This window comes from Micromonospora sp. L5, assembly GCF_000177655.2.
GTDB classification, from domain to species: domain Bacteria; phylum Actinomycetota; class Actinomycetes; order Mycobacteriales; family Micromonosporaceae; genus Micromonospora; species Micromonospora aurantiaca.
The window spans coordinates 5,088,155-5,100,912 of sequence record NC_014815.1 but is presented as its reverse complement, the minus strand read 5'-3'; the positions used below and the strand labels follow the sequence as shown (position 1 = coordinate 5,100,912).

Genomic DNA, 12,758 nt, shown 5'->3' with positions numbered 1-12,758 from the left:
CGGGGGTTGCGCGATGGTGGTGGTGCGACTCCCCGACCCCGCGTCCGGTGGCGGTGGTGTCGAGGTACGACCAGCGCGGCTCGCCCGGTGAGCCTTGCGGCGCTCATGCCCTGCCATCGACTGTGAGCGATAACATCCCCCGGCGTCAACCCCTGAGGGTCACCCCGGTCCTACGGGTACACGTCCTCGTGCGCCTTGCGGTAGTCGACGATCTCGCCCAGCCGTCCGGCGGCGGCGTGCGTCACCCAGGCCGGGTTGCCCAGCAGCGCGCGGCCCAGCGCGACCAGGTCGAACTCCCCGTCCGCCAGCCGCGCGGCCAGGCCCGCCACCGACTCCGGGCCGTCCGGGCGCAGGAAGTCCCGCCGCAGCCCGACCGAGCCGACGGTGATCGACGGCAGGCCGGTGAGACGCTTCGCCCAGCCGGCCAGGTTCAGCGGCGAGCCGGGGAACGCCGGCTGCCAGAAGCGGCGCTGCGAGGCGTGCAGCACGTCCGCGCCGGCCTCGGCGAACGCGCCGAGGATCTGCGCCAGCTCGGCCGGGGTCTCGGCGATCCGCGCGTCGAACGCCCGCTCCTTGAACTGGGAGAACCGCACGATCACCGGGTGACGCGCCGGGACCTGCGCGCGGACCGCGCGCACCACCGCCGCCGGGAACGCCGCCCGCCGCTCCGGCGAGCCGCCGAACGCGTCGGTCCGGCGGTTCGTGTACGGCCACAGGAACTCGTCGAGCAGGTAACCGTGCGCCGCGTGGATCTCGATCGCGTCGAACCCGGCCCGTACCGCGACCTCTGCTGCATTCGCGTACGCCGCGAGCAGGGTGTCCACGTCGGCCGCGGTCATCGCGTACGGCGCGGGGCGGCCCGGCTCGCGTACCCCCGAGGGGGTCCACGCCGGACGGCCGTCGACCGGTTCGCGCAGGCTGCCCAGGTGCCACAGCTGCGCGGCGATCCGGCCGCCGGCGGCGTGCACGGCCTCGACCACGTCCCGCCAGCCAGCCTCGGCCGCGCCGGCGGTCATCCGGGGCACGGTGTCCTCGTGCCCCGCGCTGGGATGGTCGACCAGCACACCCTCGGTGACGATCAGGCCGATGCCGGCCGCGGCGCGGCGCCGGTAGTAGTCGGCCATCTCCGGCGTCGGCACGCCGCCCGGCGCGCGGTTACGGGTCATCGGCGCCATCACGAAGCGGGACGGCAACGGCAGCCCGGCGACGGTGACGGGTTCCAGCAGCGGCGTCACCGGCGATCCGGTGTCCAGGGTCGCGTTCATGACCCGACGCTAGGAGTTGACACCGGTGTCAAGGGCAAGCGCTCAGGCGGCCGGATCCCGGGTGTCCTCGGTCACTGTCATGTCGGACACCACGTCGTCGAGCACCGCGACGGCGTGCGCGAGCCGTGCCATCTCGGCTGTCATCCGGGTCCGCTCCTCGCGCAGCCGGTCGGTGAGCCACGAGGTGCGGACCTCCGGATCGGTCACGCAGGGCAGCAGCTCGGCCATCCGGCGGCTGCTCAGCCCGGCGTCGAACAGCCGCTGGATGAGCCGGACCCGGTCCACGGCCGACTCGGCGAAGACCCGCTGCCCGCTCGCGGTGCGCACGGCGGCGAGCAGGCCCTGCTGCTCGTAGTACCGGATGGACCGGGCGCTCACCCCGGTACGCGCCGACAGCTCCCCGATCCGCATCGCGCCTCCCCGCTCGCCGGACCTCCATCATCGGGCATGCCGCACCGGTCAGGACAGCAGCTCGACGTACCCGTCGGCGCCGTGCACGCGGATCCGCCCACCGTCCGGGATCAGCCGGGTCGCGTCCGGCACCGCCACCACTGCGGGCAGGCCGTACTCACGGGCGATCACCGCGCCGTGCGTCATCAGCCCGCCAACCTCCGTCACCAGGCCCGCGACGGCCACGAACAGCGGTGTCCAGCTCGGGTCGGTGTGTGCGGTGACGAGGATGTCGCCCGGCTCCAGGTCGGCGCCGGCCAGGTCCGCCACGACCCGCGCCCGCCCCTCGACGACGCCGGCCGAGACCGCCAGGCCGGCCAGGGCGCCCGGTGGCACGTCGTCGCGCCGGTACGAGCCGTTCAGCGCCTCGCCGTCGGAGGTGAGCACCCGGGGCGGGGTGAGCGCCCGGTGCGCCCGGAACTCCTCCCGGCGCCTGCGGATCAGCGCGGCGTCCACAGAGCCGGTGGCCGCGACCTCGCGGAACTCGTCGAAGGTGAGGTAGAAGACGTCCTCCGGACCGGCGAGCACACCGGCGCGCGCCAGCCGGCCGGCCTCCGCCATGAGCGCCTGCTTGTAGACGGCGTAGCGGCTCACGATGTCGTACTTCGGGTACTCCCGGTAGCCGGCGAACGTCCGTACCCGCTCGATCACGGCCTGCGTCTCGGCGGCCCTGCGCTCGCCGTCGGGGAGCGCGCGCAGGCGGTCCAGCACCTCCCGGGCCTTCGCCTCGGCCCGCTCCCGGCCCTGGGCGAAGCGGCGCGCGGCGGCGCCCGGGGCGAAGGTGCGGACGTTGTCCAGGATCAGCGGGACGAGCGTGGCCGGGTGCTCGCTCCACCGTGGCCGGGTGATGTCGATCTCGCCGACGCAGCGCATGCCGTACCGGTCGAGGTAGCCGGCGATGGCGTCGCGCGCCTCGACGCCGCCGGGCAGCTTCGGCAGCTCGTCCAGGAACCCGTCGTCGGCGGCGTCCTGCAGGAACGCCACCACCTCGGGGTACGCGCGGACCACGTCGGCCACGTCGAGCAGCGCCAGGCCCATCTCGGCGGTGACGTTGCCGGGCGCGGAGAGCGTGAGCGTGTCGGCGGCGTCGCGTTCGCCGAGCCACTCCCCCAGCTTGTCGTTGAGCCACCAGGTGGCCTGCATCCCCGCCATGATCACCTGGGCGCTCACCGGGTCGGTGAGCACCCGCTTGTGCTCGGCGAACGCCTCGGTCAGGAAGTCGAACAGCTCGGGCCCGGACCGGGTGCCGATGTCGCGGCGCAGGGCGGCGATCGACTCCCGGCTGCGCTCGACGAGCGTGGTGACGATCGCCGGGTCGGTGTCGATCGAGGGCGGCGGGCCGCCCACGGGCGGGCCGGCCGGGGCCGGGTCCGGCGCGGCCGGTACGACGTCCCGGGCGAGGACCGTGTCCAGCGCGTCCCGGGTGAGCGGGTCGGCCCGGCCGATCATGCCCAGGAACGCGGTACGACCCGCCGCCGTGGACAGGTGCGGCGTGGCGTCGACGAACAGCCGCCCACCCGCCTCGTGCATCGGCGCCATGGCGGTCTGCCGCCACATCGACAGGCCCAGCGGCTTCATCGCGTCGGTCATCATCTGCTGGTGGCCGACCGACAGGTAGACGTGGAACCGCCCGTCGGCGGCCGCCGGCACCGGGAACAGCGTGGTGATCGGCCGGCTCTGGAGGATGTGGATGTCGTCGCCGGTCAGGGCCCACTCGATGTCCTGCGGGCACCCGAAGCGCGCCTCGATCCGCCGTCCCAGCGCGGCGAGGCGTACCGCCTGCGCGTCGGTCAGCGCGGGCTGGGCCTGCCGCGCCGGGTCGACTGGCGTCTCCCGGGTGCCGCCGCCGGGCACGGCGCGCACCGCCCGCGCCTTCGCGCCGATCGTCCGGCCGGCCACCGCGCCGTCGCGCACCGTGAAGACGTCCGGGTTCACCAGGCCGGAGACCAGGGCCTCGCCGAGACCGAAGCCGGCCTCCACGGACACCACCGTCCGGTTCCCGGTCACCGGGTCGGCGGTGAACATGATCCCGGCCGCGTCCGGGACGACCATCAGCTGCACCACCACGGCCATGTCCACGGCCCGGTCGTCGATGCCGTGGCGCCGCCGGTAGGTCACCGCCCGGTCGGTGAACAGCGAGGCCCAGCAGCGGCTCACGTGCCGCAGCACCTCGGCCGTGCCGACCACGTTCAGGTAGGTGTCCTGCTGGCCCGCGAACGAGGCGGTCGGCAGGTCCTCGGCGGTCGCGCTCGACCGCACGGCGTACGCGGCGTCCGCGCCGAGCCCGGCCAGCGCGGCGGTGACCGCCGCCGCGACGTCGCCCGGTAGCGCGGTCCGCTCGACGACGCGACGCACCTCGGCGGCGGCCGTCCGGAGCGCCGCCGGGTCGTCCGCGTCCGCGCGGGCGAGCCGGTCCAGCGGGCCGGCCAGCGCCGGCGTCCGCGCCACGGCCAGCCGGAAGGCGTCGGTGGTGACGCAGAAACCCGGGGGTACGCGCACCCCGTCGATCCGCGTCAACGCCCCCAGGTGCGCGCCCTTGCCGCCGACCGCGGCGATCCGCGTCTCGTCGACCTCGTGCAGTTGCCACACGTACCGTCCGGTCATGCCGTGCCCCCGTTTTCGCAGCTCGACCCGCATCGGCCGCTGATTCTGCGGCATCACCGGGGCCTTGCGGCAAGACCCGGGGTGCGATATACGTTGATAGTGGCGAGGAGAGGTGTCTCCTTGCCTTTCGTTTTGCCGCACCACGAACCCCTTCCCTGACCCGCTGCCGTCACGTGAGTCAGATCTCCCCGCCCCGGGTGGAGTGCCGGGGGCGCGACGGGGCAAGAAGCGACCACGAGGCCGCGACGCGGCCCGGACGAGCGGGACCGGACGGGGTGGGGGAGACTCGGGCGATGAGCGGCGCTGACACCGACCCGCGTACGCGTGCCGACGTCTTCGCCGTGGACGCGGAGATCGGGCCGGACCTGGCGCGGATCGACTGGTCGGCGCACCCCCTGGGCCCGCCGGACACCTGGCCGCAGAGCCTGCGGACCGCGGTGCGGATCCTGCTGTCCTCCCGGTTCCCGATGTGGATGGCCTGGGGGCCGCAGCTCAGTTTCTTCTGTAACGCCGCCTACCGGCGGGACACGCTCGGCCGCAAGTACCCGTGGGCGCTGGGGCTGCCGGCGAACGAGGTATGGGCGGAGATCTGGGACGACATCGGCCCTCGTGTCGACACCGTGCTGCGCACCGGCGAGGCGACCTGGGACGAGGGCCTGCTGCTGTTCCTGGAGCGCGCCGGCTACCGGGAGGAGACGTACCACACGTTCTCCTACAGCCCGCTGCGCGCCGACGACGGCAGCCTGGTCGGGATGCTCTGTGTGGTCAGCGAGGACACCGAGCGGGTCATCGGTGAGCGGCGGATGGCCACGCTGCGCGACCTCGGCTCGGACCCGAGCGTCATCCGCACCGAACAGGAGACGCTCGCGTTCGTCAGCCGCCAGCTGGCCCGCAACCCGCAGGACCTGCCGTTCACGCTCACCTACCTGTACGACGACGACGGCGCCCGGCTCGTCGAGGCGACCGGGCTGGCGGCGGGCCACCCGGCGGCACCGGCCACGCTGTCCCTCGGCGACCCGGCCGCGCCGTGGCCGGCCGGCGCCCTCACCGAGGGCGAGTCGGTGCGGGTCGCGCTCGACGGCCCCGCCTTCACGGACCTGCCCGCCGGTGTCTGGCCCGCCGCGCCGGCCGAGGCGCTCCTGGTGCCGCTGCGCCAGCAGGGCGGAGCGCCGTACGGGTTCCTGGTCGCCGGACTGAACCGCTACCGGGCGCTGGACGACGGGTACCGCGGCTTCGTCGAGCTGACCGCCGGGCATCTGGCCACCGGGATCGCCAGCGCCCGCAGCTACCAGGCGCAGCAGCGGCGCGCCGAGGAACTCGCCGAGCTGGACCGCGCGAAGACCGCGTTCTTCTCCAACATCAGTCACGAGTTTCGCACCCCGCTCACCTTGATCATGGGACCGCTGGACGAGCTGCGCGGCCGGTTGCAGGGCGCCGACGAGCAGGTCCGCACCGAGCTGGACGTCATCCGCCGCAACGGGCTGCGCCTGGGCAACCTGGTCAACAGCCTGCTCGACTTCTCCCGCATCGAGGCCGGGCGGATGCAGGCCCGCTACGAGCCGGTGGACCTGGCCGCGGTGACCGCCGACCTGGCGAGCGTCTTCCGGTCGGCTATCGAACGGGCCGGTCTGTCCTTCGAGGTCGACTGCCCGCCCCTGCCCGAGCCGGTGCACCTGGACCGCGGCATGTGGGAGAAGGTGGTGCTGAACCTGCTCAGCAACGCGCTGAAGTTCACCTTCGACGGCACGATCCGGGTGGAGCTGCGCGCCGATGGCGACGCGGCGGTGCTGCGGATCTCCGACACCGGCATCGGCGTACCCGCCGACGAGATGCCGCGCCTGTTCGAGCGGTTCCACCGCATCGAGAACGCCCGCTCCCGTTCCGACGAGGGCAGCGGCATCGGCCTGGCCCTGGTCCAGGAGCTGGTCACGCTGCACGGCGGCGACATCGACGCGTCCAGCGCGGTGGGCCGGGGCACCACCTTCACGATCCGGCTGCCGTTCGGCACCGCCCACCTGCCCGCCGACGCGCTCGCCCCGGCGGGCACCGGCCGGGCGCCGGTGTCGGCCGAGCCGTTCGTGCAGGAGGCGCTGCGCTGGCTGCCCGCCGACCCGGGCGCCGCCGTCGGCGAGGGCGACCCGGCCGAGGGGCCGGTCCAGCCGCTGCCCGGTGGGGCGCCGGCCCGGGTCCTGGTGGCCGACGACAACGCCGACATGCGGGAGTACCTCACCCGGCTGCTGCGCTCGGCCGGACACGAGGTGCAGGCCGTCGCCGACGGGCGGGCCGCGCTGGACGCCGCCCGCGCGCACACCCCCGACCTGGTGGTCAGCGACGTGATGATGCCCCGGCTCGACGGCCTGCAACTGGTGGCCGCGCTGCGCGCCGACCAGCGTACGGCCGGCACTCCGGTGCTGCTGCTGTCCGCCCGCGCCGGTCAGGAGGCCTCGATCGAGGGGTTGGAGGCCGGCGCCGACGACTACCTGGTCAAGCCGTTCCCGGCCGCCGAACTGCTGGCCCGGGTACGCGCGAACGTGGAGCTGGCCCGGCTGCGCAACCACCACGCCCGCTGGCGTACCGCGCTCGTCGACTCGTTGCAGGAGGCGTTCTTCGTCTGCGACGAGGACGGCGCGGTGGTCGAGATCAACGCGGCGTTCACCGGCATCCTCGGGTACGGGACCGAGGACCTGCCCTACCCCGCGGTGCACCCGTGGTGGCCGGACCGGGAGGCCGAGCCCGAGGCGCACCGCCAGGTGGCGGAGGCGTTCTCGAGACTCGTGGGGCAGACCCGTGGCACGTACACCGTGCCGGTGACCCACCGCGACGGGCACCGGATCTGGATCTCGGCCGCGTTCAACCAGGTCGACGACCCGGACAGCGGCCGCCGGATGATCGTCGGCACGTTCCGCGACGTCACCGCCGAGCACTACGCCGTGCAGCGGGAGACCGCCCTGGCCGGGCTCAGCATGCGGCTGTCGCAGGCCGACGACCTCACCGACGCGCTGCACGGGGTGCTGGACGAGCTGCGCAAGCTGTGGCGGGCCGCCGGCGTGCTCACCGCCGTCTTCGGCGACCTGCCCGCCCCCGAGGTGACCGCCACCGACCCGGCGGCCCGGTGGGAGACGTTGCCGCAGCAGCGCCGGCAGGCGTTGCTCGCGCTCCGGGACACCCCGCTGCTGACCCCGGTGGCGACGCGTACGCACGGCGCCGGCATCGCCGTCGAGCATCCGCACGGCACCATGGCGCTCTGGATCGACCTGGGCGAGAAGCGGCCCTTCACCGAGCAGGACCAGACGCTGCTGGCGCTGCTGGCCGGCCACATCGGCCAGGGACTGCACCGGGTGCACCAGATCGACCAGCAGCGGGAGACCGCGCTGGCCCTGCAACGGGCGATCCTCGGCCCGGCGCAGCTCCCCGCCGGTTTCGCGGTGCGGTACTCCCCCGCCGCGATGCCGCTGAAGGTCGGCGGCGACTGGTACGACACCGTCGAGCTGCCGGACGGGCGCATCGGCATCGTGGTCGGCGACTGCGTGGGACACGGCCTTCAGGCCGCGACGGTGATGGGTCAGCTGCGCAGCGCCTGCCGTGCCCTGCTGTTGCAGGACCCGAGCCCGGCCCGGACGCTCGTGGCGCTGGACCGGTTCGCCGCGCTGCTGCCGGGGGCGTCCTGCGCCACCGTCTTCTGTGGCGTGCTCGACCCGGCCACCGGCCTGATGCGCTACTCCAGCGCCGGTCACCCACCGGCCATCGTGGTCCGAGCCGACGGCACTCCCGAACTGCTGCAGCACGGCCGGTCCCGGCCGCTGGCCGTACGCCCCGGGCAGGAACGTCCCGAGGCGGAGGCGACGGTCCCGCCGCGCGCCACCCTGATGCTCTACACCGACGGCCTGGTGGAACGCCGCCGCCAGCCGATCACCGCCGGCATCGCCCGCGCCACCGACGCCATCCAGCAGGGCCACCACGCGCCGGTCGAGGTGCTGGCGACCGAGATCATGGACCGGCTCACCCCGGACGGCGGCTACCACGACGACGTGGCCCTGCTGCTCTACCGTCACCCCGGGCCGCTGGAACTGGAGTTCCCGGCCGAGTCGACGCGCCTGGCCGAGGTTCGCACCGCGCTGCGGGGATGGCTGGACCGCTGCGGGCTGGCCCCGGCCCACGCGTACAACATCCTGGTGGCGGCCGGGGAGGCGTGCGCCAACGCGATCGAGCACGGGCACCGCGACAACCCGGGCGGCCGGATCCGGCTGCGCGCCGCCGCCACCGCCGGCGCCCTGCGCCTGAGCGTCGCCGACAGCGGCCACTGGCGCGACCGGGACCAGCCTCCCGACCCGCACCGCGGCCGGGGACTCGTGCTCATGCGCGCGCTGATGGACAACATCAGCGTCACTCCGGGGGCCACCGGCACCACCGTCGACATGCAGGCGAGGATCACGCCATGAGCACGTCCCTGACCCTGACCACGAGCGACAGCCCGGACGGCGTCCGCGTGCTGGCCGCCGTCGGTGAGATCGACATGAGCAACGCGTCCGCCTTCGCCGACGCGCTGGCCGAGGCCGTACGCCCCGACGGCGAACCCCTGGTCGTGGACCTCACGAAGGTGGAGTACCTGGACAGCGCCGGGCTGGCCGCGCTGTTCCCGCACGCCGACCGGATCGCGCTGATCGCCGGCCCGCTGCTGGAGCCGCTGCTGACCATCTCCGGGCTGGCCGATCTCACCACGGTCCGCAGCGCCTGACGCCGTCGGGGCGTCAGGCGCTGTCGCGGGTCGGGCGCCGTCACGGGCTGTCGCCTGGTCGGGCGCGGTCGCGGGGTCAGGTTCCGTTGCGCACGATCACCAGCGGCGAGTGGGCGTGGTGCAGCACCGCGTGGCTGACCGAGCCGAGCAGCAGCCCGCCCAGCGCGCCCCGGCCGTGCGCGCCGACCACCACGAGCTGGGCGTCCTTCGACTCCTCCACAAGCACCCGGGCCGGGGCGCCGCGCAGCGACCGCTGCCGTACCGGCACGTCGGGGTAACGCTCGGCCCAGCCGGCGATCGACTCGGCGAGGACGCGCCGGGACTCCTCGGCGAGCGCCTCCGGGTCGTACACCAGGGGCAGGATGTCGCCGGGGCCGATCGGGGTGGGGTACAGCCAGGCGTGCACCACGATCAGCGACGCGCCCCGGCGGTCGGCCTCCTCGTACGCGTACCCGACCGCCGCGGTGGACAGCTCGGAGCCGTCCACGCCGACCACGACCGGGCCGTCGGCGCGCGCCTCGCCGCGCGTCACCAGCACCGGGCAGTGCGCGCGGGCCGACACCTGGAGCGTGACCGAGCCGATCAGCAGGCCGGCGAACCCGCCCAGACCGCGGTGGCCGAGCACGATCAGCGCCGCCTCGCGGGACTCGGCGACCAGCACCGCCGCCGGCGCGCCGTCGACCACCACGCCGGTGACAGGCACGTCCGGGGCGACCTTGCCGGCCTCGGCGACCGCCTCGGCGACGACCCGTTCGGCCTGGTTGCGCAGGCCGGCGCCGGCGGGCGCGCCCGGGGCCGGGGTGAGCGGCGCGCGGGTCAGCGGCCAGATGAAGGCGTGCACCACCTGCAGCGGCCGGTTCCGGTCGGCGGCCTCGCGGGCGGCCACCCGGACCGCGTCCAGCGAGGCGGCGGAGCCGTCCACGCCCACCACGACGGGGGCCTGCGAGTGGATCGTCATGTCGTCCTCCTTCACTCGTCCTCAGCCTGCCGGTCAGGCGGCCGGCCCGGCAGGGCCGGCGGGCCCGGCGTGGGGGCCGTTGGTCCCGCGGAAGCGGCGGGTCAGCCGCAGCACCAGCCCGGGCAGCACGCCGATCGCGGCGCAGGCGAGCAGGTCGAGCGCGCTGAGCGGCGAGGTGCCGAGCAGCTCGCGCAGGGGCGGCAGCAGCACGCCCGCCACCTGGAGCACAGCGGAGATCGCTACCGCCACCGGCAGCGCGAGGTTGCGCTCGCGCGAACCCGGGGTACGGATCGCGCGGACCGCCAGCGCCACGCCGAGCTGGGCGAGGCCGAGGACCACGAACACCACCGACTGCCACGGCCGGTCGGCCGCCGCGGCCCACACCCCGGCGCCGAGCGTCGCCGCGGCGATCAGCCCGCCGGTGACCAGCACGTCCCGGCCCAGGCCGGCGCCGAGCACCGACTCCTGCGGCGAGCGGGGCGGCCGGCGCAGCGTGCCCGGCTCGGCCGGTTCCGCGCCGAGCGCCACCCCGGGTACGCCGTGGGTGAGCAGGTTGATCCAGAGGATCTGCGCCGGCAGCAGCGGCACCGGCAGGCCGAACAGCGGGCCGAGCAGCATCACCGCGATCTCGGCGACGCCACCGGCGAGCGCGTAGCGCAGGAACCGGCGGATGTTGTCGTAGATCCGGCGGCCCTCGCCGATGGCGGTCGCCACGGTGGTCAGGTCGTCGTCGACGAGCACCAGGTCGGAGGCCTGCCGGGCCACCTCGGTGCCGCCGCCCATGGCCACGCCGATGTCCGCGCGGCGCAGCGCCGGGGCGTCGTTGACGCCGTCGCCGGTCATCGCCACCACGTGCCCCCGGTTCTGGAGGCCGGCGATGATGTCGAGCTTCTGTTCCGGCTGGGTCCGCGCGTACACCCGGGTCTCGGGGTGGGCGCGGCCCGGGTCGCCGTCGTCGCCGTTGGCGAGCGGGTCGCCGTCGCGCCAGAGCCCGAGCCGTCCGCCGATGGCGGCGGCGGTCGCCGGGTGGTCGCCGGTGATGAGGACCAGCCGGATGCCGGCCTCCTCGAAGCCCGCGGCGATGCCGGGGGCCGCGGCGCGCAGCGGGTCGCCGACCGCGACCAGGCCCAGGGGGCGCAGGCCGGCCGGCCGGGCCGGGTCGGGCAGGGTGTCGACCACCGCGGAGGCCACCGCCAGCACGCGCAGCCCTTCGGTGGCGAGCCGGTGCGCGGCGTCGGTCAGCTCGGCCAGTTCCGCGGCGTCGGCGTCCACCAGCGGCGCGGCCAGCAGATTCTCCGGCGCGCCCTTGCAGACCACCAGGTAGCGCCCGTCGCAGCGGCGGTGCACCGTGGTCATGCGGCGCAGGTCCTGGTCGAACGGGGCCTCCGCCACGCGGGGCCAGGCGTCGCGGGTGGTGTCCGGGTCCAGGCCGCAGCGGGCGCCGAACGTGACGAGCGCCGCCTCCAGCGGGTCACCGATCGCCGTCCACTCGGGCCGCTCGTCGGTCGGCGGCGTCACTGTGGCGTCGTTGCAGAGCAGCCCGGCGCGGGCGAGAGCGCGCAGCTCGTCGGGGGCGCTCACCGGCTCGCCCCGGTGGTGCACCTCGCCGTCGGGCGCGTAGCCGGTGCCGGTGACGGCGTAGCGGTCGCGGCCGGGGACGACCGCGTACTGCACCGCCATGCGGCCCTCGGTGAGCGTGCCGGTCTTGTCGGAGGCGATCACGGTGACCGAGCCGAGGGTCTCCACCGCGTGCAGCCGGCGGGGGATGGCGCGGCTGCCGGCCATCCGGCGCGCGCCCAGGGCGAGCGCGAGCGTGACGACGGCGGGCAGCGACTCCGGTACGGCCGCCACCACGAGGCTGACGGCGGTGACGGCCATCTGCGTGACCGGCCGCCCGTCGAGCACGCCGATGGCGAAGACCAGCCCGGAGAGCACCACGGCGGTCAGGCCGAGCACCCGGCCGAGCGAGGACAGGCGTCGCTGCAGCGGGGTGGGCGCCGGCCGGGTCGCCGCGACCAGGGCGCTGATCCGGCCCAGCGCGCTCGCCGCGCCGGTGCGCACCACGGTTCCGGTGGCGCGGCCGGTGGTGACCACGGTGCCGGCGCTGGCCTCCTCCCCCGCGACCCGGGCCACCGGCACCGACTCGCCGGTCAGCGCCGACTCGTCCAGGCTGAGGCGTACCGCGTCGGTGAGGTCCAGATCGGCGGGCACCACGTCGCCGGCTTCCAGCCGGACCAGGTCGCCGCGGACCAGGTCGGCGGCGGGCAGCACGAGGTCACGGCCGTCGCGGACCACACGCGCGGTCGGTGCGGCGAGCCGGTCCAGCGCGGCGACGGCCCGGTCGGCGCGTACCTCCTGCACCACGCCGATCGCGGTGTTGATCAGGACGACCAGCACGATCACCGCGGTGTCCGGGTAGTCGCGCAGCAGCGTGGTCACCACGGCGGCGGCCAGCAGCAGCGCCACCAGCGGGTCGGTGAGCTGGCGGAACACCCGGCCGGCCAGCCCGCGCTTGCGCGGGGCGGCCACGGTGTTCGGGCCGTCGGCGCGCAGCCGGGCGGCCGCCTCGGCCGAGCCGAGCCCGGTCGCGGGGGCCGGAGAGATCTCGGTGGGCGTCGTCGCTGTCGCCGGCCCGCCGTTGATCACCACATCGTCCTCCATGTCGTCGCCGCCCGCGCCAGGCAATCCCAGCATGCCGCGCGAACCTACGTGGCTCGCAGGGCCGAGGGCCTGTCGGACCCGGGAC

At 75.2% G+C, this 12,758-nt stretch carries 7 protein-coding genes; 2 read left to right on the top strand and 5 right to left on the bottom strand.

The features are described 5' to 3' along the window. Positions 1-170: 170 nt before the first annotated feature. From ML5_RS23465 to rph, 3 genes are read right to left on the bottom strand one after another with little or no spacing between them, the layout of a single operon-like run. Positions 171-1,265, bottom strand: a complete 1,095-nt coding sequence (locus tag ML5_RS23465) for a 12-oxophytodienoate reductase (protein ID WP_013476435.1) — start codon at positions 1,263-1,265, stop codon at positions 171-173. A gap of 42 nt (positions 1,266-1,307) precedes the next feature. After that, complete coding sequence (locus tag ML5_RS23460) at positions 1,308-1,676, bottom strand: MerR family transcriptional regulator (protein WP_013286836.1); 369 nt, start codon at positions 1,674-1,676, stop codon at positions 1,308-1,310. Between the two features lie 48 nt (positions 1,677-1,724). Then, the gene (rph, locus tag ML5_RS23455; RefSeq protein WP_041784255.1) at positions 1,725-4,319 is read right to left on the bottom strand and encodes a rifamycin-inactivating phosphotransferase; all 2,595 of its coding nucleotides are present in this window, start codon (positions 4,317-4,319) and stop codon (positions 1,725-1,727) included. Between the two features lie 293 nt (positions 4,320-4,612). Here rph and ML5_RS23450 point away from each other — a divergent pair, with 293 nt between their 5' ends. Together ML5_RS23450 and ML5_RS23445 are read left to right on the top strand one after the other, a co-directional pair. Then, complete coding sequence (locus ML5_RS23450; protein WP_013476433.1) at positions 4,613-8,758, top strand: SpoIIE family protein phosphatase; 4,146 nt, start codon at positions 4,613-4,615, stop codon at positions 8,756-8,758. Beyond that, positions 8,755-9,054 carry an STAS domain-containing protein gene (locus tag ML5_RS23445; RefSeq protein ID WP_013286839.1) on the top strand — a complete coding sequence of 100 codons (300 nt, stop codon included), beginning with the start codon at positions 8,755-8,757 and terminating at the stop codon, positions 9,052-9,054. Before ML5_RS23450 ends, ML5_RS23445 begins: the two co-directional genes overlap by 4 nt. A 76-nt stretch (positions 9,055-9,130) precedes the next feature. On the opposite strand, the gene ML5_RS23440 is transcribed toward ML5_RS23445, so the two are convergent. After that, the gene (locus ML5_RS23440; RefSeq protein ID WP_013286840.1) at positions 9,131-10,012 is read right to left on the bottom strand and encodes a universal stress protein; all 882 of its coding nucleotides are present in this window, start codon (positions 10,010-10,012) and stop codon (positions 9,131-9,133) included. A gap of 33 nt (positions 10,013-10,045) precedes the next feature. Continuing rightward, the gene (locus ML5_RS23435) at positions 10,046-12,706 is read right to left on the bottom strand and encodes a cation-transporting P-type ATPase (RefSeq protein ID WP_013476432.1); all 2,661 of its coding nucleotides are present in this window, start codon (positions 12,704-12,706) and stop codon (positions 10,046-10,048) included. Between the last annotated feature and the right edge of the window lie 52 nt (positions 12,707-12,758).